Here is a 21,553-nt window from a genome sequence, read left to right as displayed (position 1 = left end):
GGGTTAGGTTTATATCATGTCAGGGCTTACGAGAAGGCCTTTATTTTCGTTTCATTTCTTCTAGTAGAGAATACATAGCATCAATGTGGTTATATTTTTGAAATTCAGGATCTTGGTTTTGTGCAATAAAGTATACGTATTGTCTACCAGATTTGAATTTATTGATAGCTTGTTTTTCCACTAATTTTTTTAAATATTTTAAAATTGTATTTTTATGGATTTTTAGTTTTTCTTCCAAAGTCTCTCTTGTTATGAAACGGTTTTCGATTATTAACTCTAATATTTTTTTCTCATGTTCGTTATCAATATCTAGGTTATCTATAAGGGAAGTATCCCATAATGTAAGTTCAACTGAGTCTAATTCAGTTCGTAATTTGGGATACTTTAAATGACTCTCTTTAACTGCTTCCATTATTTTAGGGATACCAGTTCCCGCTTTTTCACATAAATTTAAAAACCTAAAAATTTCTTGTATTAAGTAGTTTCTTGGATCAGAATGTGCCCCACTAAAAAAGTCCTTTAGGTCAATTCTAAGTGTTCCGCCATTTGTGAATATATATCTATCAGAGTATCTAATTACCATTATCCCTTTTTCGCTTTTATAATCACTATGAATAAGGCTGTTAACGAATGCCTCACGAATTGCAATTCGTAACTTTGAAATCCCAATTCTATTCATAGAATTTTCTTGAATGTTAGAGTTGTCATTTAAAGTTAGATACAATTTTTCGATAACTAGGTGAAAGAAATTAAAAAGATTATCTTCTCCCCACGTACCATCATAGATTACTCGGTCTTTAAATCGATTATTTTCGGTAAATTCTTTTAAAACATATTCTACGTTATAGTGAGGAATAAACTCTTTTATGGCATTATGTGTTCCAAAAATTAATAATCCAGCCACAGTTGGTTTTATTTTATTGTCTGTACGATCTCTTCGTAGAGCGTTTATTTTTAAGAGAAATTGCTCGGTGTCTAATTTGGAAAAAGGGTGCTCAGCATTAATATTATCGAACTTTTCTCTATAACGGTTTATTGTTTCTCTATCTAAATCTAAAATAGAGAAATCCTGAACAAGTGTACTATCAAAACTTTCTTTTGCAGAATCTCTTAGCATCGCATTGATTTGTTCTTGTGAACACCTAAAATCACCAGTCCCCTGACGAAAATAGGTAGATGCTATATTGTCATTAAGATATATAGGTTTATCCTTGTAGTCAACCTTGTTAACAGGGATAATGATAATCTCTTTTCCTTTTATATTTGTGACTTCAACACTTTCTTCATTAATCACATTTCTATTAATTTTATTAGGGTTATTAAGTAAACTATATAATTCGTCCAGTACTTTATCGGAATCATTAACGCCGGAAATATAAAAATCTTTACTCTTTGTGTTTTCTGAGACCCCTAGAATTAACAGACCATTATTTGTATTAGCGAAGGAACAAATTGTTTTCATACCGTCTTTAGGGAAAGAATTTTTAGCTTCTTTAAATTCGACACTTTGGTTCTCCCCTGATAATAACAATTTTTGTATATCGTATTTTCTCATTTTTTCTCCAATCAATTCGCACACGCATTCGCACACGCGCAGACTAATAAGTTTGTTTCCTGTTAGCAAAAGGCGTTATTAAAGGATTTATCGATAACAATCAATTCGCACACGCATTCGCACACGCGCGGGAAAGTTTAAAAATCATCTTAGTTAATTTGTTTATAACTTGTGCCAGTTATTGTTATACCATTCCCTTACTGCATCTCTCGGAAAAGCTAATCTTCTTCCATATCCTCTATCAATCTTAGGAAAATCTTTCCGATAAATAAATTCAGGTAAGCGACTTGTAGAACAACCGAGCAAAGTTGCCAATTGTTTTTGGTTAAGTTCCAGGGGCAATGTCTGATCAATATCAATGACTTTTGTTTTTTCAATGATTACAGCCTGGATCATATCACCAAACTTATCAGCCATTTGTTGCATTAATTTATCCATGTTTCGATTTCCTTTCTAGGAACAGTAAAGTCACAATTAAACAGGCGCACAATATACGGCATTATATGACCTTGTCCAGAAGCCTAATTTGTGTATGCGGTTTTCAAAAAAATGATTATGCGCCTGCTTAATTCTGATAGCTAAGTTAGGTGTTTGATCAATCACGCACCCCACAAGCGGACTTCTATAAGTCCGTTTTTTCTTTTGGATTTGTGGTAGGTATGTGAAAGTATGAGGATAGACTACACCCTTAAGTATAGACATATCCCGTATATAGGAAAATGTTGGAAAAAGTAGGAAAAAAGTTGGTAGAACCAAGATGGCTAATAACGCCTAGAAATAGCCTTTTATCCATGTTAGTAGAGTGTGATTACTAAGAAATCCTAATGTAAAAACCTGTATAGGGCAACTGTCAAGCGATGGTTGATAGTTGGGAATGTTAACCCACCGAGCCTATATAGGCAGGTTGTGGGTGCGTGATGGTGTTGCCCTCAATCCCGCTGGAATGGTAGGACATGCGAACCAGGACATCATCAAGATAGCTATTTGAGTAGGGCATAGGTACCGCCTTTCTATTTGGATTGTGAGAAGGCTCTAGCAGGCGTTTTGAGAGCCTAAACTTTTTGGAGGGGAAAGATACCCCTAAGAGTTTTGAAGTCGTTAGAAGCCCAGTAGGAAGCTTCTGGTGGGGCGTAGAATGGATTATGGCGCGTGGGTTAATCGATAGTGTTAGCAAACTCTTGGGCTATTTCCATAACTATATCTTTTTGCTTTTGTGTTCCCATTGACCAAAAGACTAGTAATTTTCTATATTCTTCAGGTAAGTTAAAAATATTATTAACAAGATGGGTAATATCACGCATAGCTTCCTCTTTTGAGCTGTACCCGCCTAAGCCAAACTTTTTATTCTCAGTGTTGGCAATGTTAACGAGAGCGTCATAAAATTCATCTACTCTTTTCTCACCGATAGTATCAAAAAGAAGAAGCTCTATAGGTTCAGCTTTTAATTCAATTATATCTCCTACACTTTCGTGATGTACTATTTCTTTGCTTTTCAAAAAATCATTAGGGGAAATAAAATCACTATACCCCAACAGATACCCCACTGATACACCGAAGTAGTCCGCCAGTTGCTGGGCTTTGTCGGGTTTGATTTGGCTTTCGCCGTTTTCCCAGCGTTGATAAGTTCTAGGTGGCACTTGTAATTCAAGGGCTATTTCTTTTTGAGATAGCTTTTTTTCTTGCCTTAATTCTTTCAATCTGTTCATAAATTTCACGACCTTTCAAAAGTGATTATAACTAAGAATTAGAAAAAAGTCAAAAAATGGCGTAAAAAAATTCAAAAAGCTATTGACAACGACAAAAGATGGCGATATAATCTTAATCAAGATTTGATTGCGCCGAAAAACGACGTCAAATCCTACACCCCTCCACGACCTTTCATGATTTCAATCTATGGAGGGGGATTTTTTCAAAGAAAGGAGAGCGGCATGAGCAAACTGAAAGGCTATCGGGTCATGCTTGGACTGACACAGCAAGCAATGGCTGACAAGCTAGAAATCTCTTTACAGTCTTACAACAACAAAGAGACAGGTAAGACACCATTCAATGACAAAGAGCGCCTAAAAATCAAGTCTATGGTTACTGAAATTAAGCCAGATATAACCATTGATGAACTATTTTACAGTTAGGAAGGAGTGAGAAGATGAACCTAGTCTATCTTGACGGCAAAAAGGAGCCGTACACCACAAGCGAGATAATCGCTGAATGTGCTGGAGTGAAACATCACGCAGTACAAGAACATATCAGAAAGAATAGAGAGCGCCTTGAGCGTTTTGGGAAGGTCTCATTTCAAATGCGACCTTTACCGAGTGGACAACAGGCAAAAGATTATATTCTAAACGAGCAACAAGCAACCTTGCTGATTACGTTCTTAAAGAATACAGAGCAGGTCGCAACATTCAAAGAAAACCTGGTCAAAGCATTTTTTGCAATGCGTGATGAGGTGGCAGAATTTCGCTATCAGAGGGCTTTAGAGAAGCCCAAGCGTAAAACCCTACACGAGGTCATAGAACGCTGGGAAGAAGCCCCTAAACACGCGCATAGCACCGTTACAAACCTATTGCTTAAAGGTGCAAGCGGATTGAATAAGCGTCAGCTAGTGGCAAGCCGTGGCGGTCTGACAGGTATTGACAGCTTAACTAGTAAGGAACTAGTGAGATACCAAGCCTTGGAAGATATGGCTATCGCTATGATCAACCTGGGCATGAGTTACCAGGACATCAAGACCATGGTTTTCAGACCACAAGGCGCGTGAGAGCAACAAAAAAAGGCTTAACAGGGACCAACCAGCAAAGCCTTTGGGACAAAAAACTAGAACACCATGAAACAGTAGGCAAGCCGTTATCAAGGGTTTTAGTAAGTTTTTCTAGCTAGATTATACCATAATCGGCTAGGATTGACCAGACGGAGAGCGGGAACTCTTAAAACTATCCCCTTCCCCGACCATCAAAAGCAGGGGCAACCCGTATAGTAAAAAATCAAAAAACAGAGGTAAAACATGGAACAATTTTTTAAGGATTTTGAAGCAAAGTTACAAGTGACTGAGGAAAAGCTGGATATTCTGAGCGAGTGGCATATAGCCAAGGGGCATAATGGAGCTACTGAAATCGCAGAAGAATGCAGAATAGCTATAACGTCTTTATGGATTGAATTTTACAGGCTATCAGAGACTTATAAACAGCGTGAAGCCAGCCATGAAGCGTTTTATCAAGCTAATGTAGAAACAGTGATCAATGAATTACGCCAACAGGACGAGCGAGAGGCAACGGTTAACAGATTGCTGGATAGAAAACGTCCGAACTATTTACTTTTTGATTTGCTAGCAAAAGAGATGGAAACTTTTAGAACGGAAGACCAAGGGGATGTGTCCTCATTTTCTATCTGGTACTATCTACGCCGTCTAGTCAAAGAAGATTTAAAAGCAAGGGGTGTTATTTAATCATGAACGAGCTTAACCTAACCATGCCCCAGCTTTTAGCTTTGCTGGCTATTCTGCTCCCTCTAGTCACCGTTTTATTGGCTGACCTGCTGACAGTAAGGCAAGTTAAGCGGCCGGCCAACTAGGGGCAATCACCCAGCGTTTAACTTGAGCTATTTGAAAATATCCTATGCAGAGAAACAGCACAAGATAAGTCTTTTAATCACGGAGAAATCACGCACCGATAGCGTGAGCATTACACAGACAACACCATCAAACCAAGCGAGGTAAACCATGACACAAGAAACATCAAGCAAAAAAATCCAGCTATCAACTCAAAAATTAAAAGAGCTAGGAAGCCAACTAACCGATATCATGGGCAGGCTAGAAATGACTAACCATGCCATCGAGGGGCTAGAATTGGCACGGCGGAAAGACCGAGACACATTTATCCTGCTTAGTGGCAAGTTCCTAAATACAGCTTTTGAGCAAAACCAAAAGCTCTATGCCCTACTGGATAACATAGCCTTTTACTTACTGGAGTGCGACAACGCCAAAGAGCTAGAGGCTTATGCCAAGTCTAAAATGGAGGGGTAGCTCATGACTAAACAAATTGATTTTTCGGCAGACTATGAGGGCTTGAGTGGGCAGTTGTGCGACTTGGTAGAGGTCATAGACTTAGCTTTGGTATACGATGACAAAAAGACCGCTATAGATACGCTGAACGTGATCAAACACAGTCTGAACCACCTTATCACGCACCATACAGCCAATGCTAACAGGCAATATCAGCCCCAGGAGGTTGCCCATGAGTGACAAGATTATTAGCTTGGAGCAACACCGCCAAGACCTAAAGCAAGTCAGCCTAGACTTATCCGAGTACAAGAACGACGGCACGCTTAATAGCATGATGACAGAAAGTGTTATCCAACTAACTGACCTAGTAAGGGGCTTGAGCGATATTGTTACAGGCCAGCAGACAGTCTTGGAAAGTCTGACCCATCGAGTGGAGCAACTGGAAAAAGCAAAGACAAGGAGAACATAAGAACATGGAGAGACTAGAAATGCAGGTCTTGGGATTGATACCCACAGGGCGACAACGCCCCAAACCAGCCAAAGAGATAGCCCAGGCGGTGAGTATCTCAGAACGGTCAGTTATGGACATCATCTCCTGGCTGATAAGCAAGTACCGAGTTCCCATTATTGGGGAGCGTGGCGATAATCACGGCTATTATATCCCAGCCGATGAGACAGAACGCTTGGAAGGGTTGCAGGCTCTACGCAACTAAACCACAGAGCAGACCAACCGCTTGAACGTGGTCACCTATTGCAGTTTGACCGAGTGGCGGACATTGCTAGAAAGCGAGGGCTAGGCTATGGCGTTATTATCACAGGAGGCGGAGCGTGAGCTTTTGGGCATTGTTGACCGCCGTTTCAGCGAGTTGGTGGCTTTTCAGCAGGCTAACGCTGATCCATTGGATTTAATCCCCCGTGAGGTTTTGCTGGAGAAGTTGGATATATCCAGCCAGACCTTGAGGAATTGGGAAAAGCTGGGAGGCTTGCAGCGTTACCAGCCACCGCTGGAGGATAGCAAGAAAATCTATTACCGCAAGACTGACATTTACAAGTTTTTGGCGGTGAGTTAGGAGGTAGGAAATGACAGGTAGACGATTAACACATCCAGGAGAGAAAAAACCGCAGAGGGCTATCTTGAAAGAGAAAAGCCGTCAGCTACCTCAGGGGGAGAAGGAACGGCGGCAGGAGCAAAAACGACTGAAAAAACTGAGACAGAAGGGAGGCAGACGTTGACTATCTACGAGAGTCGAGGGTTTGGCAATAGTCTATACCTCTACGATAAAAAAGCCCCGTTTGAGTATGTGGCCCAGTTTACCCCCCACGTCGTTCCCAAAGGAATTGACGTCGAGCGGTACAAACGCACATACGCCCCATATTGTTTGAGTGGCAAAGTTGAACCAAATGATCAGGGGGAATTGAAACGCAATAACGACAGTCTGCTCTATCGGGATTTGATTTTCCTTGATTATGACGAGATTGAATCAGGCGTAGACTTCCCTGAGGTTGTTTCTAAGGCACTCCAAGGGTATTCATGGATAATTTACCCAACAATCAAGCACACGCCTCAGAAGCCCCGCTATAGGCTTGTCGTAAAGCCTAGTCATAGCATGAGGGAACCAACTTATCGGGCCGTTGTTGCAGATATAGCCGAACGGATAGGGTTACCTTTTGACGTGGCAAGTCTAACATGGTCACAGCTCCAAGGCCTACCCGTGACCACTGGAGACCCAGCCGATTATCAGAAAATCATCAACCGAGGAGTGGATTACCCTGTCAAGTCTGTTCTGGATAAAGCACCCCAAGCAGTAAGGGGAGAAGATAGCCCCCAAAAAAGCAGCTAGTGGCAGGAGGGGGCAGACGGTGACCATGAGGGTTTTGGAGGTTCTTATCAATGGTTTTGGCGGTGAAGGTGGACGTAACGTCGCCATGGCCCGTTTTGTGGGGTTACTAATCGGCCGTGCAGTGAGGTGTGACGTCGCCACGGCTTGGGAGTTAGTGCAAGTTGCAAATAGTGTTACGGCGGATCCGCTGCCGTTTGCCGAACTGGAGCGGACTTTTGAAAGTATTGTAAAAACAGAAATCAGAAAGCGAGGACTAGGATTATCGAACTAGAAAAATTGCAGGAAGAGCTGGAACAGGCTCAAGCGTTAGGGGATTTTTCAGCGCCGGAGAGTATGAAAGAGCTCTATGCCGCTCTGCAGGCATTGGGTGAAATCTGGAGAGCGGAACACCAGTATATTGTCAACGCAGGGAAGGCTAACGAGAAAATCGTTACCCCTGTCCCAGAACCTAAAGACGTCGCCAAAAACTTAAGGGAGGTTTGCCACTTTGCTTTCATCGGGTACGGAAGTGCGACTGATAAAAGCCCGTTGTATTTATTCAACTTTGACACGGGGCTATATACGGATAGCGTTGACCTTTTTAACCGCCTATGCACTAAATTTGACAATAGATTAAAGCCTAGAGTGTGGGCTGACACAAGGGCCTTTATTCGGACCAGTACGAGGATAATGAAACCTTTTGAGGACAACAACCTTATCCCAGTTGCGAACGGCGTTTTTAATCTCAGAACAAAGTGGTTACAGCCGTTCTCGCCTAACTATGCCATAACAAGTAAGATTAAAACGGCATACCGAGAGGGGGCCCAGAAGCCTACGCTAGGGGGGTGGTTTGACTTTGACAAGTGGCTGGATAGCATAGCTTGCGGTGATTCTGAAATCGTCACGCTCCTATGGCAGGTTATGAATGAAGCCATCAACCCAAACCGAACCAGGAAGAAGATGGTTATCCTGACAGGTAGCGGCAACAATGGAAAAGGGACTTTCCAGGCCCTGCTTGAAAATTTAATCGGCCGTGAGAATGTCAGTAGCCTAAAACCTGATCAGTTTGGCGAAAAGCATTTACTAGCCGCCTTGAGCGGGAAGGTTTGTAATATCGGCGACGATATCACAGATAAGTACCTGGATAGCGTTTCGGACCTGATGAGTGTTGTAACGGGGGACACTATTCAGGTTAACCCGAAGCATCAACAGCCCTATGAGGCGACTTATAGACTGCTTTGCATTTTTTCAGGCAATGGACTGCCCCGAAGTCGGAACCGCTCAAACGGCTGGTATCGTCGCCTGTGTGTTGTTCCATTTAACGCCGACTTTAATGGAGAGGCTGAACGTCCAGAGGTTAAAGAGGTCTTTGTCAAGGACAAAGAGCTGCTGGAGTGGATTTTACACCAAATCCTAAACATGGCCGATTTTGAAAAATTTGTAGAACCTATGGCATCAAAGTTGTTGCTAGCTGAGTACAAGGAGAATAACGATTTTTACTACTCTTTTGTGGTTACGGAGTACATCCTGAAAGGTTATCATGAGTTAGTTCATGTTCCCTTGCCGATTGTGAAAATGTGGCTAGAGGAACACGTAGAGAATGAAGGGGTCAAAAGTGCTAACTTGTGGGGATTTGGTAAGAAAGTCGTGGAGGTGCTTAACAGGGAAACGGAAGGCACCTACGAAATAAAAAGTGGTCACGTCAGAGAGGAAGATTATGCCGTTTTGGACCCGCTGGGGTTTTACCGAGATAGGTTACAAAACAAACCCAAGGGGGTACGCCTAAAAGGTGACCAAGGTGACCAAGAAGTGACCGAGATTTTTTAGTTGGTCACCCAGCAGAACCCTTGCCACGACTGACTTTTACGGCACTAGGTGACCAAGTGACCAAGATTTTTATTTATTTATATATATATATATAGTGAAAGTATATATAGCTATATATAAAAAATAGAACTAATTTTTTTCAATCTTGGTCACCTCGCTTTTTTGGGGCTAAAAACCCTTGATACTGCTGGTTTTTGAGGTGACCAATTGTTTTTTAGAAGTTGGTCACCTCAAGGAAATTTTACATAATTTTAGACAAAAAAGGAGAATCGAGACGATGACAGAGACAGATTTTTTGGGGCAAGAGCTGGAAAACATGGATCGGCAAAGAGCTATTTACATGGCTGACGACACCCCGGTTACGGATGAGGATATTCCAAAACTGCTAGAGATTGGGGCAAAGTTGCGAGCGACTGATACCAGCTTAAATGTATATGAACTCTATAAGCACCCAGAAGCCAGAGCCAAGCTCTTTGCACAAATTACCGAGGCTTGCTATATGGCTCTAGGTAAAACACCGACACAAGCCCAGCGGTTAATCTTTGGTGAGTATCTGGAGGGGCAATTTAAGACCACTATGCAGAAACTCGTCAACCAAACCGATACCCAAGCCCTGGGTGAGCTTATCGAAGTTCTGGAACTTGACGGGGCACAGCGGGAACAGTTTGCAAAAGATATGGCGGTAAGTGGGCTATTAGCTAGAAATGAGGTGGACGAATGACCGAGCGGACTTTTAGCTATACCTTTGCCTATCGCCCTGATATGCTAGCCTTTAAGAATGGCTTGGTCGGCTATTTTGTGGGCAGTCACGAGGGGCTGACCTATGCCATTGACTACGGCAAGGGGAAAGTATCGGTGACCTATGAGCATGACAAAGACCTATCAAGCGACTTGGAGCGAATAGCTAGGGCTTTTGATAGCAAACAGAAATAGACAAATATAGACAGATTGGAGGGGGAATATTGAAAATCGAAAAGGACTTTATTTATTTTGAAAGAAATGGTAAAATAGATTTAGTAATAAAGCCAGAGTTTGGAAGTATCACTTTAAAAATCCAGGATGGTGTAGTTACTGAAGTCGAGACAATCGATAGGAAAAAATATAAAAAGCTGACTTAACAAGGATTTAAGAGGCGACAAGGTATAGGAATATCTTGCCGTCTCTTTTTGTTTTTAATAAAAGTTTGGAGGAATAAAAATGGTAGATTATAAACGTATGCTTGAAGAAGCGAACGCAAAAGGCATCAAGGCTTATGGAGAAGAAGCTTGGGAAAAAGCTAAAAAGAGCGGCCAAACTTTTGAGGGAACGACCCCAGACCCTAGAGAGGTGGGGCTAGGAGAGAATGACCCGTGGACGTTACTTACTAACGAGATAGCGAAAAAATTTGAAAATCCGTTAGATGGGTACTCAAATGCCAAACGTGCTGAAGAGATATTAGAGTTAGAAAATCATGCTCAGATATTAGTAAATGAATTTAATAACTGGGTCAAAAATTTAGAACAAAATAACGATTACAGCGAAGAAGGGAAATATAATCTTTATCAAGCCAAGCGGCGTGAGACTGAAATCCAACTAAAGGAGCTTGGAGACCGTCAGCATGAGCTCCAAGTTGAAATTGGAAAAACTCGCTATAATTCAATGGAGAAGGCATTCGCAACCTTAAAAAGCGAGTTGAAGCCGTCTGACTTGTCTGCCGGTGACATTGCTTATATCACATCATTATTAGAGAAAGACAATAGTCAACAAGCAAGGGTTGAACTAGCTAGTGAATACAACTATCATTTATCAGCATTGAAAATTATAAATGCTTATCGGAGTAAAAATAACCCTACCGATCATGAGATTTTGCATCCATTAGAAAATCAGTTACGTTCTAAACCTAGCTTATATAGATTAACCGAGTTTAGAATGGGTGGTTTAGGACGCTATACCCATCAAGTCTTAAGAAATTTGAATAATAAGATTATCCACGGATTCGAGACCGAAGGCACGGGTAAAATTGTATGATAAACCGTCATACGGTAAAAAAGAGAATAGGGAAATTAATTGCCAACCAACCCGATTATCGGAAGTACCCGGATTTTGATGAAATGATTCAAACGTTACAAAAAGGTGAAGCGATAGATTGGGAAAAGTATCGGGTTACCCCCATTCTTAGAAGTATCATAGAACAATTAGCTGATCAAGGAGGTGAACTAGAATGGATGAGAAACTGACCCCTAAACAAGAAAAGTTTATGCTTGCTTTATCTACCAGCCCTAGTGTTGTGAAGGCGTGTGAGGTGGCGGGTATAGCACGGAGTACAGGGCAAAAGTATTTGAAATCTGTTGTGTTTCGTAAAGCTTGGCGTAATTATAAAAGTGAACTGATGGCCCAGACCACAGCCCAGCTGCAAAACGCTAGCCTTGAAGCGGTGCAGGTTTTGCGGGAAATTATGCTAGATGCTAATACTAGTCCTTATGCTAGGCAGCAGGCCGCCCAGACTGTCCTTTCCATGGCCTACAAATCCCACGAGGTGGAGAGCGTGCAAGAGGTGCTGGAAGAGTATGAAATCAAATTTTCGGAAATGCTAGACCGATAAGAAGTTATGAGATAAAGATTTATTATTTAGAAAGTGGTGATTTTCAGAACGAACAAATACTCTGGATAAACCATAGCAAAAACCCCCGCGGTTTGGCCGCAGGGTAGAAAGTTTCAACAATCTTTCTACCACAGGAGGGGCAACAATGACCACGGAAGAACTAAAACAGAGGTTAGAGGGTATTAAGTGGATTGATAAGGAAATCAGCTCACTCTATCTGGAACTTCAGTATTTGGAAACAGGTCTCTTTAAGCAGACAAGACTAACGCAGACTAGGGTGCAGACTAGCAGGGTAAACATTACGGAAAATCAGTTAGTTGCCCAGTTAACGCTTAAGGAAGATATAACGAACAGAATTAACAGGTTGACTAAAGAACGTATGGAGCTGGTCAGCCTAATTGATAGTCTAAAAACCCCCAAGCATCGATTAGCATTAAACCTTTACTATGTTCAGCAAAAATTAGACATAGAGGCAGGGGAGGCAATGGGCGTAAGTGGACAAACATTTTTTAGATACTTGAGAAAAGCACTTTCTGAACTTGCTGAGGTGTTAGATCATGTAGAATCTGACCATGAAAAGAGCTGAGATTAGTCTGAGGTTGTCACAGGCTACACAGACCAACGAGAACAGGGCAAATCAAGCGACTAGCTAAATATAGGCTACCCCCCTCTAAAATCGCTCTACGGCTTTTATATGGCGTTTGAGAGGGCGACGGATTTTCAAGGGCCCCCTTTTTTCTTGTATATAAAACATTTGTAAAAAACAAGTGTTTCATATTGACAAGTGTTTCAAACAAGTGTATAATAGTGTTAAAGATAAGGAAAGGAGATAGCCGATGACCACACGGCGAGAACTTGAGAAACTAGCTAAGGCTAAAGGGTTCTACCCAACGGATAAAGGCAAAGGGTCTCATACCCTTTGGGAACATGAGGACGGCAGAACAGTCCTAATCAGCAATCCAAAACAAAAAGACTATAAACCTAAGACCTTAAACAATGTTTTGAAAGTCTTGAACGAGAAATAGGGGTAAGCTCTACCCCTTGCCCTTTTGGGCGGTCATCGGCTAACCAAAGATTATGAAGTACACTTATTTAGCTATTTTTGAGGCAGACCACGAAAACGGCGGTTATACTATCACGTTCCCAGACTTTCCAGGGGCGATTAGTGAGGCAGACACATTGAGCGAGGCGGTTTATAATGCCCGTGAGGTGCTGGAGATTTACGCCCTTATGTTTGAAGATGAGGGCAAGGAGTTCCCAGCGGTATCATCTTTCAAGGCTCTTGCGGATAAACTGACCAGCGATGATGACATTATCCAAGCGGTAACGGTGGATAGTGAGCTGGTGCGTGAACGTGAGCGGTCAAAAATCGTCAATAAGACAGTAACCTTGCCTAGCTGGTTGGTCGAGATTGGCAAAGAAAGAAAGGTCAATTTTTCCCAGCTCTTGCAAAAGGCAATCCGTGAGGAATTGCAAGTATAAGCCTAGCCCCTAGCTGGGCTTTTCTGCTGCTATCACGCACCCCATGAGGCGATACTATCAGAATACACTAGGAAACAGTAAAACGCAGTAGCAAGCGGTGCGTGATTGTGGTATAATTTAGTTAAAGATAGAGGTTCGAGCACCCATTGGAGCGCGGACACTCTATTTTTTCAGCACAAAAGAAAAGCACCTTGTGGGGTGCTAGTTCCTTGCCCGCTGAACTCGTGGAAAGATGACCTTTTTAGGTCGTTTTTTACTGACTTTTTGCTGACTTTTAGCCCTCCGATAATGTTTAATAACGCAATGGTGTTTTAGCTGAAACCCTTGAAAATACTGGTTTTTGGGTAGGGTAACGGAGGATAAGGTAAGCCCATTTTGACTATACAACAAAATGCTTTAATCTGATTATAAAGTATCTGAAAATGTTGCTCTTTGAAAAAATTCCCTTTTTAAAAATTTCCTAGAGCTGACTTGTAGAACGTAATGGCTTTTCATTATGGCTTAAAGTCATAATAAGATAACGTCCATTCAACGAGCGTTAGTCAAGTAATCAAGTAGCCTGGACGTTGACGCGGTTGGAGAGAATCACCTTATAGGCGGTGTAAAAACCACCCTTGAAAACGAGTGATTTGGATTTAATCCGTCAACCAACTAATAACTTCTTCACGCGGTTTGCGTGTTTTAGGGTGTTTGGGGTCACGTAAGCGGTAGCCTAGAGATAACATGGTCACTAGACCTTCTTTGTTTTGGTCGATAATGCCTGCTTCTGTCAATAGACGATTGACTTCTTCCTGATGGAAGCCTTCGATAGGACAACTGTCAATCCCTAAAAGAGCAGCACAAGTCATCACATTACCTAGAACGATATAGGTCTGCTTGGCTGTCCAGTCAAACAGAGCCCGTTCATCGTCCGCCATCGCCATATCGCGTGTTTGAAATGCCTTATAAAGCGCCAAACGACTGCTTAAATCAGCTTCGCTAGTTAAGCCTCGTCGCACTAAACTTTGCCGCATGCTCTCGCTATCGTAGCGGGCATTTTTTTCTGCGACCAGAAAAAAGAAGTGACTGGCTGTCTCAAATTGCGGAATGGCTCCCCAAGAAACGGTCTTTAGAGCATCTTTCAACTGACTGTCCAGTTTATGATTATCAATAGCGATAAATCGCCAGCCCTCTAAGCCGACAGAGCTAGGACTTTGGTGAGCGATATCAAGGAGTAGCTCAACGTCTTCCCTCGCTAACTGCTGTTCGCTATAGACACGAACGGCTGTTCGAAAATCACTAGCCGTTCTAATGGCATGTCTCATTTCCTGGTGGTCCATACTATTCTCCTTGTTCTTCTTTAATGGTATCCTCTGTTTCATCCAAGTAACGAATCAGCGTTTTTTCTGTCAAAATATCAGAGTAGGTATAAGACTCGATGGAGGTTTGACCTGTCAATTCATCGGTAAACTCGATGACAAATAAGGAGGGATAAACCTCTGATAGGAGACCTTGCTTAATATTTTCTCGTTTTCTCCCGTTTTCTAAGGTTAATTCGACAATTTGCCCCTCGTGAGCCTTGATGTCTTCCTTGATTTTTTTCATTTTTGCAACGTCTGTAAATGCATCACTCATGTGTTTCTCCTTTTTAATGGTATGTAATATGTGGGAAATCCTTAAGAATGTCGTGGTGTACTGCTTCTAGCCAAAGCTTAGGACTGTTCAAGGTCAGAGCCTTAATGGGCAGGTAGACTGGCTTTGCCCCATCCAAGAAGTCAGCAATCAAGTATACCTTTGGCAAGCGTTTTAAGCTCCCACTAACTTTATAGTAACTCAGCCGAGAGACCCTAGCTAAGGGCACAACTGTAAATTGACCGACGCGATAAGAAATCAGGTGTCCCTTGTAGATGAGCAAACCAAACTGATGGTCAATAAAGCTAGCCCTCGTCTCAAGAGCAGATATTTGACCGTTTAATTCAGGAAACTGATTGAAAAATTGGGCATAATTCTTTTGGTTAGCAAGAATAATTTTCCCAGCCCAGACTAATAAGCCCAGTCCAAGCACGGTAAAAACTGCCATAGACATGTAGCCTATGTTATCAGCCTCTTGCCGTTCAGTAACAAATACCCATAAACAGGTACCTAGTAGCACCACTCCCTTGATCAAGTATTCGTAGATACCGCCCAACAATCGCTTTTTCACTGGTTTCTCCCCTACCTATTCTCTTCATAAGGTGCGATACTAGAAAACTTGTTGTATTCTTTTTGGAAAATCAATTTAACGGTTCCCCTGGCTCCTGCTCGGTTTTTTTCCAGAATAACTTCAATGATATTATCGGGTAGCCTGTCATTACCGTCCGCGTCTTTGTTATCGCGGTCATAGTAATCATCGCGATAAAGAAAAGCAACGATGTCCGCGTCTTGCTCGATGGACCCCGATTCGCGGATGTCAGATAGAACTGGGCGTTTGTCCTGCCGCTGCTCAACCCCACGAGAGAGCTGACTGAGGGCGATAACAGGAACTTTTAATTCCTTGGCTAAGATTTTCAACTGGCGAGAAATATCTGACACTTCCTGTTGGCGGTTTTCAGGTCGTGTACCCGTAATCAACTGCAGGTAGTCAATAACAATCAGTCCCAAGGGCTGTCCTAACTCTTGAGCCAGTTTGCGGGAACGTGCTCTGATTTCTGTAATCTTAATCCCTGGGGTATCGTCAATGTAAATCGGTGCCTTGGCAAGGTTGCCCATGGCTATGGTGACATTTTGCCAATCTTGGTCAGTCAGTTGCCCTGTCCGCAAACGATGGGCATCAACCACACCTTCGGAAGCCACCATCCGGTCGACCAAGCTCTCTACGCCCATTTCCAGCGAGAAGATAGCGACGGGCTGATGTTGCTTGGTACCAACGTTTTGTGCGATATTGAGGACGAAGGCGGTTTTTCCGACTGCAGGACGTGCCGCAAGGATGATGAGCTGATCGGGATGCAAACCTGTGGTAATCTTGTCCAAGTCCCGAAAACCAGTTGGCAAACCAGTGACATCACTTGTCTGATTAGCACGCACCTCAAGATTTTCGTAATTTAGTGCCAGAACATCAGCGATTCGTTTGAAGCCACTGCGATGATGGTGTTCACCGACATCAACTAGAGCTTTTTCAGCCTCTGCTAATATTTCCTCAGGTGACAGACTGCCATCGTAGGCCTGATTAACCGACGCGGTAAGCCGATAGATGATTTGCCGAAGCATAGCCTTTTCAGCAACGATTTGGGCATAGTAGTCAACATTGGCTGATGTGGGAACGCTATTGACTAGCTCTGCGATGTAGGTCAGGCCACCGACAGCCTGTAAATCACCCTGATTATCCAAAATTGACCGGACTGTGGTTGCATCGATGGCTTCGCGACGGTCACTCAAGGAAAGCATGGCTTGAAAAATGATACGGTGAGCAGGCTTATAGAAATCCTCTGGATTGATGAATTCATGCACCCCGACCAGTTTATCAGGTGCAATAAAAAGAGCGCCCAAGACAGATTGCTCAGCTAACAAGTCTTGGGGTTGTACCCGCATTTCTTGAAATTCTGTCACGAGGACACCTCCTGTTTAGATGATTTAAGCTTCTTTGATGTGCAGCTTGATTTGCCCATCAACGTCTTTGTGAAGTTTCACAGGGACTTCGATCAAGCCGATAGCACGAATCGGATGGTCTAGTTGAATGCCTCGTTTATCAACAGTCAAACCAAACTGTTTTTTCAGCTCTTCGGCAATTTTCTTGGCAGTGATTGAGCCAAAGGTACGACCGTCTGGCCCAACCTTTTCAGAGAATTGGACACGATGCTCTTCCTTATCCAACTCAGTTTTCAAGCGTTTGGCTTCGGCTAAGAGCTCAGCAGCGTGTTTCTCTTCAGATTTTTGTTTACCTGCTAACTCACCAATCGCTTGATTAGTGGCTTCTTTGGCGAGATTTTTTTTGATAAGAAAGTTTTGAGCGTAGCCCGTAGGAACTTCCTTAATCTCACCTTTTTTACCTTTTCCCTTAACATCTTGTAGAAAAATAACTTTCATACTCGTTACTCCTTGTCTATCGTAATTTCTTCTATTTCGGTTAGTAAAATATCCCTAACTTGTCGTGTAGATTGGCTATCCAACTGGGCGGCTGCCACATTGAAGTGACCGCCACCGCCGAGGCGCTCCATCAGGCGCTGCACGTTGATATCTTTTTTACTGCGCGCAGAAATAGCGACAGTGCCATTCGCTGTTCTGGTGATGACAAAGCTGGCTTCGATACCAGCCATCTCAAGAAGGGCATCTGCTGCTTTGCCTGTCTGAGTATTGGTATAGACGACATTTTCATCACCTGTAGCGATAATGACCCGCTGACCGACGAGCTGCCCTGCCATAATCAGCTGGTTTATTTGACGGTATTCGTCAAAGTTTTGAGCGGAGATTGTCTGAATAGCGACGCTATCGCTACCATATCGGCGCAAGTAACTCGCCACATCAAAGGTACGGCTGGTTACTCTGGCAGAAAAATTCTTGGTATCCAGCATGATGCCTGCCATTAAAACGCTAGCCTGCAAGCGACTAATCGGTTTAGGGGCGTTTTGAAACTGAATCAGCTCGGTGACGAGTTCACTGGCTGAACTAGCTCCTGTTTCGATAAAACTAAGGCTGGCATTGTCAGGGAAGTCCTCATCTCGGCGATGATGATCCACGATAATCACCTCACGAAACTGCCGATAAAACTCTTGGGATAAGGTCAGCGCGAGTTTTGAATGGTCAACCATAATTAAAAGCGAACGCCGTTTAAGGTGACCAAAAGCTTCTGCCAGTGTTAGTAGTCGTGTGCTCTCGTCATGTTTTAAATAGCTGATAGCCCGCGCTACATCATCGGTCATGCTCTCTGGGTCATACACTGCATAAGCCTCATCAATCACCTGTGACGCAAAAACCTGCATACCGACACTGGCAGCTAAAGCATCCATATCCGTCTGCTTATGCCCAACGACAAACACATTATCAGCATGCTTGATTTTCTCTGAGATAGCAGACATCATCGCCCTGGTGCGTGTCCGAGAGCGTTTGACGGTAGAGGTGCTACCGCCACCAAAATACTGCACATCTTTATCTGGCAGGTTCTCTTTGACGACAACTTGGTCACCGCCTCGAACCATGGCAAGGTTAAGGTTATTTTGAGCCACTCGACCGATATCCTGATAATCGTGACTACCATAAGCAATTCCGATACTCAGCGTTAAGCCTAGTTCAAGCTCCTTTGCTGCCTGACGGAATTGCTCCAGCAAGGCAAACTTTTCCTCAATTAACTCCGTCAAGACCAAATAATCTGTGAACAAGTAGAACCGATCCATTTCGGTTCGACGATAGAAAATCTTCTTTTGATTGGCAAAATCAGAGATAAAATTCGCCACAAAACTGTTGATTTGTGACACCTCTGCATCAGCCAAATTGTCCGTCATGTCATCATAGTTATCAACAGAAACAACCGCGATAACCGGACTAAACTCGCTCAAGATTGGTGCTTGAACCTCTGGTTGGTAGGTGTGCCAAAAGTAAAGCATCCCTTTAGCACTATCCGTCGTCACCATCAGGAGGGTGTCCCCAAGTTTAACAGTTCCTTGATGGTTATGCCTAAACAACTCAAGGACACTGTTGGCATCAAAGTCACCGTCTTCTGTGGTCAATAGCAGAGCAGCATAGGGATTGAACCAGGTCACATGTTGATGGTCTTCAGAAAACTGAACCACACCAACGGGCATCTGATCCAGCAAAGTGGCTAAGTTATCCTCCATTTGATCTGCTATCCGTTCAACTTGTTCATTTTCAGACAAATCATAGCTGAACTTTTGGTACAAAGATAAACCGACCAGAGCAATCATAACTCCCAGCAACAAGAAGAAAAACCAAATAGATTGCCCAACCAAGACATGACCCAAAGCCAATACGCCATAGCAAATCAAACCAATCATGATGAGATGGTTCTTATCAAATCGAAATTTTTTCATGTTAAACCTCTTAATGCCTTATTATATCACAAAAAAGCTCTAAAGGATAGCAATTTTAGATTGGGAATGAAGGACCGTAGAGACGGTATGGCAACCATGCCAGGATACCTTAAAGATAGGCAAAGCAAGTCCGATGAATGTCGGTGCTATTATACGGATTTACTAAGTTATCATGAGGTAGTAAAGTGGGTTGCTTGACGATTAAGGTTCTTTTAAGGAAGAAGGCTTATCATTAACTCATCTTTTTCATAAATCTCCTAGTTAAAGCCCAGCAATTTGCTGGGCTTTAACGTTTTTTCTACTCAAAACGTCAAAATTTTGCTACAATAATATCCAGCAACTGAAAAGGAGTATGAACGAATGACACGTTTACAAGATGATTTTTACAAGAGTGTTAACGGTGAGTGGGAAAAGACAGCTGTGATTCCAGATGACAAGCCAACGACAGGTGGCTTTATGGATTTGCACCTGGGCATAGAAAAGCTCATGCTTGAGACTACGGACAAGTGGTTGGCAGGTGAGGATGTGCCGACAGATCCTATTCTGCAAAACTTCGTCAAGTTCCATCGCTTGGCGGCTGATTTTGACAAACGTGAGGCTGATGGTGTGGCGCCAGCCATGCCCCTGATCGAGGAAATTCGTGCCCTCAACTCTTTCAAAGCCTTCACTGATAAACTAGTAGACTTTGAGTTTGCAGGTAAGCCCAACCTCCTGCCGTTTGGGGTGTCGCCTGACTTTATGAACGCCCAGCACAATGTCCTTTGGGCTTATGGTATGGATACCATTCTCCCAGACACAACCTACTATGAGGACGGTCATGAGAAGGGAGCGGAGTTGTTGGCGAAATGGCGGAGCTGCCAGGAAGAGCTCCTACCTCACTTTGGTTTTACAGCTGAGGAGATTGCCGATATGCTGGACAAGATCATCGTCTTGGATGCCAAGATTGCCCAGTATGTCCTATCAAACGAAGAGTCAGCCAAGTATGTGGAGCACTACCACCCTTACGACTGGGCAGACTTTACCGCTCTGACACCAGAGTTGCCACTGGATAGGGTGTTCACAGAGATTTTGGGGCGTTTGCCAGAGCAGGTTATCGTGCGCGAGGAGCGTTTCTGGACAGGCTTTGCTAAGGAATTTTATTCAGAAGCCAACTGGCCAGCCCTCAAGGCAAGTCTCTTGAGTTTGGCGGCGCAACAGTACACCAGCTACCTAACAGACGAGATCAGGGTTTTAGCGGGAGCTTATGGGCGTCACCTCTCGGGGACGCCACAAGCCATGGACAAGAAAAAAGCAGCTAGTTACCTGGCCCAAAGTCCTTATAGCCAAGCCATCGGTCTCTGGTATGCGCAGAATTACTTCTCGCCAGAAGCTAAGAAGGACGTTGAGGACAAGGTGAGAACCATGATTGCAGTTTACAAGGAGCGCCTAGAGACCAACGACTGGCTCAAGCCCGAGACTCGTGACAAGGCCATCGCCAAACTCAATACCATCGTGCCACACATCGGCTACCCAGAAAAACTCCCTGAGACCTATGCGCAAAAAATCATCGATGAAAACAAGTCTCTAGTCGACAATGTTCAGAAATTAGCAGAGATTTCTATCCGTCACGGTTGGAGCAAGTGGGATAAACCTGTTGACAAGTCCGAGTGGCACATGCCGGCTCACATGGTCAATGCCTACTATGACCCTCAACAGAACCAGATTGTTTTCCCAGCGGCAATCTTGCAGGCGCCGTTTTACAGTTTGGAGCAGTCTTCATCTGCTAACTATGGGGGGATCGGTGCGGTCATTGCGCATGAGATTTCCCATGCCTTTGATACCAACGGTGCCAGCTTTGATGAGCATGGGAGTTTGAAAAACTGGTGGACAGACGAGGACTACGCGGCCTTCAAAGAGCGGACAGACAAGGTTGTCGCTCTCTTTGATGGACAGGATTCTCACGGTGCCAAGGTCAATGGCCAGCTGACGGTATCTGAAAACGTGGCAGACTTAGGAGGTCTTGCCTGTGCCTTAGAAGCTGCCAAGAAAGAAGCTGACTTCTCAGCGGCAGACTATTTCACCAACTTTGCCACCATCTGGCGTTTGAAAGCTCGTGAGGAGTACATGCAAATGCTGGCTAGTGTTGATGTCCATGCCCCAGGTCACTTGCGTTGTAACTTGCAAGTACCAAACTTTGCTGAATTCCATGAGACCTTTGGGGTCACACCAGCAGATGGTATGTGGCGTGATGAAGCGGATCGTGTGATTATCTGGTAGTCATTGACGAGTGTCTTGTCAGTGATTGACGGTAATGAT

Annotated in this window: 30 protein-coding genes and 1 pseudogene; 22 read left to right on the top strand and 9 right to left on the bottom strand. The window is 43.4% G+C overall.

Annotation, left to right across the window (positions count from 1 at the left end; genetic code table 11):
* Positions 1-40 precede the first annotated feature (40 nt).
* The 3 genes from ACERC8_RS03960 to ACERC8_RS03950 all read right to left on the bottom strand — a co-directional run bounded on the left by ACERC8_RS03960 (position 41) and on the right by ACERC8_RS03950 (position 3,261).
* Entirely contained in the window at positions 41-1,555 is a 1,515-nt protein-coding gene (locus ACERC8_RS03960) for an RNA-binding domain-containing protein (RefSeq protein WP_373658599.1), read from the bottom strand.
* A 162-nt stretch (positions 1,556-1,717) separates the two neighbouring features.
* Complete coding sequence (locus ACERC8_RS03955) at positions 1,718-1,993, bottom strand: helix-turn-helix transcriptional regulator (protein ID WP_373658598.1); 276 nt, start codon at positions 1,991-1,993, stop codon at positions 1,718-1,720.
* 716 nt (positions 1,994-2,709) lie between these two features.
* Positions 2,710-3,261, bottom strand: coding sequence for a helix-turn-helix domain-containing protein (locus ACERC8_RS03950; protein WP_373658597.1), 552 nt, complete (start codon positions 3,259-3,261; stop codon positions 2,710-2,712).
* A 222-nt stretch (positions 3,262-3,483) separates the two neighbouring features.
* On the opposite strand from ACERC8_RS03950, the gene ACERC8_RS03945 reads away from it, so the two are divergent.
* From ACERC8_RS03945 to ACERC8_RS03845, 21 genes and pseudogenes are all read left to right on the top strand, one after another.
* Positions 3,484-3,684 (top strand): helix-turn-helix transcriptional regulator, encoded by a 201-nt coding sequence (locus ACERC8_RS03945; protein WP_373658596.1) that lies wholly within the window; start codon positions 3,484-3,486, stop codon positions 3,682-3,684.
* A 14-nt stretch (positions 3,685-3,698) separates the two neighbouring features.
* Positions 3,699-4,310, top strand: a complete 612-nt coding sequence (locus ACERC8_RS03940) for a Rha family transcriptional regulator (RefSeq protein WP_373658595.1) — start codon at positions 3,699-3,701, stop codon at positions 4,308-4,310.
* A 243-nt stretch (positions 4,311-4,553) separates the two neighbouring features.
* The gene (locus tag ACERC8_RS03935; RefSeq protein ID WP_373658594.1) at positions 4,554-4,994 is read left to right on the top strand and encodes a hypothetical protein; all 441 of its coding nucleotides are present in this window, start codon (positions 4,554-4,556) and stop codon (positions 4,992-4,994) included.
* A 2-nt stretch (positions 4,995-4,996) separates the two neighbouring features.
* Positions 4,997-5,119 (top strand): hypothetical protein, encoded by a 123-nt coding sequence (locus ACERC8_RS03930; RefSeq protein ID WP_373658593.1) that lies wholly within the window; start codon positions 4,997-4,999, stop codon positions 5,117-5,119.
* 148 nt (positions 5,120-5,267) lie between these two features.
* The gene (locus ACERC8_RS03925; protein WP_373658592.1) at positions 5,268-5,570 is read left to right on the top strand and encodes a hypothetical protein; all 303 of its coding nucleotides are present in this window, start codon (positions 5,268-5,270) and stop codon (positions 5,568-5,570) included.
* A 3-nt stretch (positions 5,571-5,573) separates the two neighbouring features.
* Entirely contained in the window at positions 5,574-5,789 is a 216-nt protein-coding gene (locus ACERC8_RS03920) for a hypothetical protein (protein ID WP_373658590.1), read from the top strand.
* Positions 5,782-6,018, top strand: coding sequence for a hypothetical protein (locus tag ACERC8_RS03915; RefSeq protein ID WP_373658589.1), 237 nt, complete (start codon positions 5,782-5,784; stop codon positions 6,016-6,018). The genes ACERC8_RS03920 and ACERC8_RS03915 overlap by 8 nt, the downstream gene beginning before the upstream one ends.
* Positions 6,019-6,022: 4 nt before the next feature.
* On the top strand, positions 6,023-6,262 hold the full coding sequence (locus ACERC8_RS03910) for a DNA-binding protein (protein WP_373658588.1): 240 nt from the start codon (positions 6,023-6,025) through the stop codon (positions 6,260-6,262).
* Positions 6,263-6,349: 87 nt separating this feature from the next.
* Positions 6,350-6,619, top strand: coding sequence for a hypothetical protein (locus tag ACERC8_RS03905; protein ID WP_373658587.1), 270 nt, complete (start codon positions 6,350-6,352; stop codon positions 6,617-6,619).
* A 10-nt stretch (positions 6,620-6,629) separates the two neighbouring features.
* The gene (locus tag ACERC8_RS03900; RefSeq protein WP_373658586.1) at positions 6,630-6,782 is read left to right on the top strand and encodes a hypothetical protein; all 153 of its coding nucleotides are present in this window, start codon (positions 6,630-6,632) and stop codon (positions 6,780-6,782) included.
* Positions 6,779-7,661 (top strand): annotated as a pseudogene (locus ACERC8_RS03895) (primase alpha helix C-terminal domain-containing protein). The gene ACERC8_RS03900 and the pseudogene ACERC8_RS03895 overlap by 4 nt, the downstream one beginning before the upstream one ends.
* Positions 7,662-7,723: 62 nt before the next feature.
* Positions 7,724-9,196: a phage/plasmid primase, P4 family gene (locus ACERC8_RS03890; RefSeq protein ID WP_373658585.1), complete on the top strand. Its 1,473-nt coding sequence runs from the start codon at positions 7,724-7,726 to the stop codon at positions 9,194-9,196.
* 277 nt (positions 9,197-9,473) lie between these two features.
* On the top strand, positions 9,474-9,917 hold the full coding sequence (locus ACERC8_RS03885) for a hypothetical protein (RefSeq protein WP_373658584.1): 444 nt from the start codon (positions 9,474-9,476) through the stop codon (positions 9,915-9,917).
* Positions 9,914-10,129: a hypothetical protein gene (locus ACERC8_RS03880; RefSeq protein ID WP_373658583.1), complete on the top strand. Its 216-nt coding sequence runs from the start codon at positions 9,914-9,916 to the stop codon at positions 10,127-10,129. Before ACERC8_RS03885 ends, ACERC8_RS03880 begins: the two co-directional genes overlap by 4 nt.
* 29 nt (positions 10,130-10,158) lie before the next feature.
* Entirely contained in the window at positions 10,159-10,314 is a 156-nt protein-coding gene (locus ACERC8_RS03875; RefSeq protein WP_373658581.1) for a DUF2292 domain-containing protein, read from the top strand.
* Between the two features lie 79 nt (positions 10,315-10,393).
* On the top strand, positions 10,394-11,203 hold the full coding sequence (locus tag ACERC8_RS03870) for a hypothetical protein (RefSeq protein WP_373658580.1): 810 nt from the start codon (positions 10,394-10,396) through the stop codon (positions 11,201-11,203).
* The gene (locus ACERC8_RS03865) at positions 11,200-11,412 is read left to right on the top strand and encodes a hypothetical protein (RefSeq protein WP_373658579.1); all 213 of its coding nucleotides are present in this window, start codon (positions 11,200-11,202) and stop codon (positions 11,410-11,412) included. The genes ACERC8_RS03870 and ACERC8_RS03865 overlap by 4 nt, the downstream gene beginning before the upstream one ends.
* Positions 11,397-11,777: a replication protein gene (locus tag ACERC8_RS03860; protein ID WP_373658578.1), complete on the top strand. Its 381-nt coding sequence runs from the start codon at positions 11,397-11,399 to the stop codon at positions 11,775-11,777. The genes ACERC8_RS03865 and ACERC8_RS03860 overlap by 16 nt, the downstream gene beginning before the upstream one ends.
* 145 nt (positions 11,778-11,922) lie before the next feature.
* Positions 11,923-12,363 carry a DUF1492 domain-containing protein gene (locus ACERC8_RS03855; protein WP_373658577.1) on the top strand — a complete coding sequence of 147 codons (441 nt, stop codon included), beginning with the start codon at positions 11,923-11,925 and terminating at the stop codon, positions 12,361-12,363.
* 250 nt (positions 12,364-12,613) lie between these two features.
* Positions 12,614-12,802 (top strand): type II toxin-antitoxin system HicA family toxin, encoded by a 189-nt coding sequence (locus tag ACERC8_RS03850; RefSeq protein ID WP_373658576.1) that lies wholly within the window; start codon positions 12,614-12,616, stop codon positions 12,800-12,802.
* Between the two features lie 52 nt (positions 12,803-12,854).
* Positions 12,855-13,259: a type II toxin-antitoxin system HicB family antitoxin gene (locus tag ACERC8_RS03845; protein ID WP_373658575.1), complete on the top strand. Its 405-nt coding sequence runs from the start codon at positions 12,855-12,857 to the stop codon at positions 13,257-13,259.
* A 635-nt stretch (positions 13,260-13,894) separates the two neighbouring features.
* Here the strand turns inward: ACERC8_RS03845 and ACERC8_RS03840 are convergent.
* Genes ACERC8_RS03840 through ACERC8_RS03815 form a run of 6 tightly spaced genes read right to left on the bottom strand, consistent with a single transcriptional unit; the run spans position 13,895 to position 19,258 of the window.
* Positions 13,895-14,578, bottom strand: coding sequence for an NAD(P)H-dependent oxidoreductase (locus ACERC8_RS03840; protein ID WP_373658574.1), 684 nt, complete (start codon positions 14,576-14,578; stop codon positions 13,895-13,897).
* A 1-nt stretch (position 14,579) separates the two neighbouring features.
* On the bottom strand, positions 14,580-14,873 hold the full coding sequence (locus tag ACERC8_RS03835) for a Veg family protein (protein WP_373658573.1): 294 nt from the start codon (positions 14,871-14,873) through the stop codon (positions 14,580-14,582).
* Between the two features lie 13 nt (positions 14,874-14,886).
* The gene (locus tag ACERC8_RS03830; protein WP_373658572.1) at positions 14,887-15,441 is read right to left on the bottom strand and encodes a hypothetical protein; all 555 of its coding nucleotides are present in this window, start codon (positions 15,439-15,441) and stop codon (positions 14,887-14,889) included.
* Positions 15,442-15,452: 11 nt separating this feature from the next.
* Positions 15,453-16,805: a replicative DNA helicase gene (dnaB, locus tag ACERC8_RS03825; RefSeq protein WP_373658609.1), complete on the bottom strand. Its 1,353-nt coding sequence runs from the start codon at positions 16,803-16,805 to the stop codon at positions 15,453-15,455.
* Positions 16,806-16,847: 42 nt separating this feature from the next.
* A complete protein-coding gene (gene rplI, locus ACERC8_RS03820; protein ID WP_373658571.1) occupies positions 16,848-17,300 on the bottom strand; it encodes a 50S ribosomal protein L9 in 453 nt (150 codons plus the stop codon).
* Between the two features lie 5 nt (positions 17,301-17,305).
* A complete protein-coding gene (locus ACERC8_RS03815) occupies positions 17,306-19,258 on the bottom strand; it encodes a DHH family phosphoesterase (RefSeq protein ID WP_373658570.1) in 1,953 nt (650 codons plus the stop codon).
* Between the two features lie 360 nt (positions 19,259-19,618).
* On the opposite strand from ACERC8_RS03815, the gene ACERC8_RS03810 reads away from it, so the two are divergent.
* On the top strand, positions 19,619-21,514 hold the full coding sequence (locus ACERC8_RS03810) for a M13 family metallopeptidase (protein ID WP_373658569.1): 1,896 nt from the start codon (positions 19,619-19,621) through the stop codon (positions 21,512-21,514).
* Positions 21,515-21,553: the final 39 nt, after the last annotated feature.

Origin of the sequence: Streptococcus sp. E29BA (assembly GCF_041807805.1) — a bacterium.
Classification (GTDB): Bacteria; Bacillota; Bacilli; order Lactobacillales; family Streptococcaceae; genus Streptococcus; species Streptococcus entericus.
This window is presented reverse-complemented; position numbering and strand designations above follow the sequence as displayed.

Bases quoted from the DNA above. Each gene is read 5' to 3' on its own strand.
- ACERC8_RS03960 (WP_373658599.1), bottom strand. From the start codon at position 1,555: ATGAGAAAATACGATATACAAAAATTGTTATTATCAGGGGAGAACCAA.
- ACERC8_RS03955 (WP_373658598.1), bottom strand. From the start codon at position 1,993: ATGGATAAATTAATGCAACAAATGGCTGATAAGTTTGGTGATATGATC.
- ACERC8_RS03950 (WP_373658597.1), bottom strand. From the start codon at position 3,261: ATGAACAGATTGAAAGAATTAAGGCAAGAAAAAAAGCTATCTCAAAAA.
- ACERC8_RS03945 (WP_373658596.1), top strand. From the start codon at position 3,484: ATGAGCAAACTGAAAGGCTATCGGGTCATGCTTGGACTGACACAGCAA.
- ACERC8_RS03940 (WP_373658595.1), top strand. From the start codon at position 3,699: ATGAACCTAGTCTATCTTGACGGCAAAAAGGAGCCGTACACCACAAGC.
- ACERC8_RS03935 (WP_373658594.1), top strand. From the start codon at position 4,554: ATGGAACAATTTTTTAAGGATTTTGAAGCAAAGTTACAAGTGACTGAG.
- ACERC8_RS03930 (WP_373658593.1), top strand. From the start codon at position 4,997: ATGAACGAGCTTAACCTAACCATGCCCCAGCTTTTAGCTTTGCTGGCT.
- ACERC8_RS03925 (WP_373658592.1), top strand. From the start codon at position 5,268: ATGACACAAGAAACATCAAGCAAAAAAATCCAGCTATCAACTCAAAAA.
- ACERC8_RS03920 (WP_373658590.1), top strand. From the start codon at position 5,574: ATGACTAAACAAATTGATTTTTCGGCAGACTATGAGGGCTTGAGTGGG.
- ACERC8_RS03915 (WP_373658589.1), top strand. From the start codon at position 5,782: ATGAGTGACAAGATTATTAGCTTGGAGCAACACCGCCAAGACCTAAAG.
- ACERC8_RS03910 (WP_373658588.1), top strand. From the start codon at position 6,023: ATGGAGAGACTAGAAATGCAGGTCTTGGGATTGATACCCACAGGGCGA.
- ACERC8_RS03905 (WP_373658587.1), top strand. From the start codon at position 6,350: ATGGCGTTATTATCACAGGAGGCGGAGCGTGAGCTTTTGGGCATTGTT.
- ACERC8_RS03900 (WP_373658586.1), top strand. From the start codon at position 6,630: ATGACAGGTAGACGATTAACACATCCAGGAGAGAAAAAACCGCAGAGG.
- ACERC8_RS03890 (WP_373658585.1), top strand. From the start codon at position 7,724: ATGAAAGAGCTCTATGCCGCTCTGCAGGCATTGGGTGAAATCTGGAGA.
- ACERC8_RS03885 (WP_373658584.1), top strand. From the start codon at position 9,474: ATGACAGAGACAGATTTTTTGGGGCAAGAGCTGGAAAACATGGATCGG.
- ACERC8_RS03880 (WP_373658583.1), top strand. From the start codon at position 9,914: ATGACCGAGCGGACTTTTAGCTATACCTTTGCCTATCGCCCTGATATG.
- ACERC8_RS03870 (WP_373658580.1), top strand. From the start codon at position 10,394: ATGGTAGATTATAAACGTATGCTTGAAGAAGCGAACGCAAAAGGCATC.
- ACERC8_RS03865 (WP_373658579.1), top strand. From the start codon at position 11,200: ATGATAAACCGTCATACGGTAAAAAAGAGAATAGGGAAATTAATTGCC.
- ACERC8_RS03860 (WP_373658578.1), top strand. From the start codon at position 11,397: ATGGATGAGAAACTGACCCCTAAACAAGAAAAGTTTATGCTTGCTTTA.
- ACERC8_RS03855 (WP_373658577.1), top strand. From the start codon at position 11,923: ATGACCACGGAAGAACTAAAACAGAGGTTAGAGGGTATTAAGTGGATT.
- ACERC8_RS03850 (WP_373658576.1), top strand. From the start codon at position 12,614: ATGACCACACGGCGAGAACTTGAGAAACTAGCTAAGGCTAAAGGGTTC.
- ACERC8_RS03845 (WP_373658575.1), top strand. From the start codon at position 12,855: ATGAAGTACACTTATTTAGCTATTTTTGAGGCAGACCACGAAAACGGC.
- ACERC8_RS03840 (WP_373658574.1), bottom strand. From the start codon at position 14,578: ATGGACCACCAGGAAATGAGACATGCCATTAGAACGGCTAGTGATTTT.
- ACERC8_RS03835 (WP_373658573.1), bottom strand. From the start codon at position 14,873: ATGAGTGATGCATTTACAGACGTTGCAAAAATGAAAAAAATCAAGGAA.
- dnaB (WP_373658609.1), bottom strand. From the start codon at position 16,805: ATGCGGGTACAACCCCAAGACTTGTTAGCTGAGCAATCTGTCTTGGGC.
- rplI (WP_373658571.1), bottom strand. From the start codon at position 17,300: ATGAAAGTTATTTTTCTACAAGATGTTAAGGGAAAAGGTAAAAAAGGT.
- ACERC8_RS03815 (WP_373658570.1), bottom strand. From the start codon at position 19,258: ATGAAAAAATTTCGATTTGATAAGAACCATCTCATCATGATTGGTTTG.
- ACERC8_RS03810 (WP_373658569.1), top strand. From the start codon at position 19,619: ATGACACGTTTACAAGATGATTTTTACAAGAGTGTTAACGGTGAGTGG.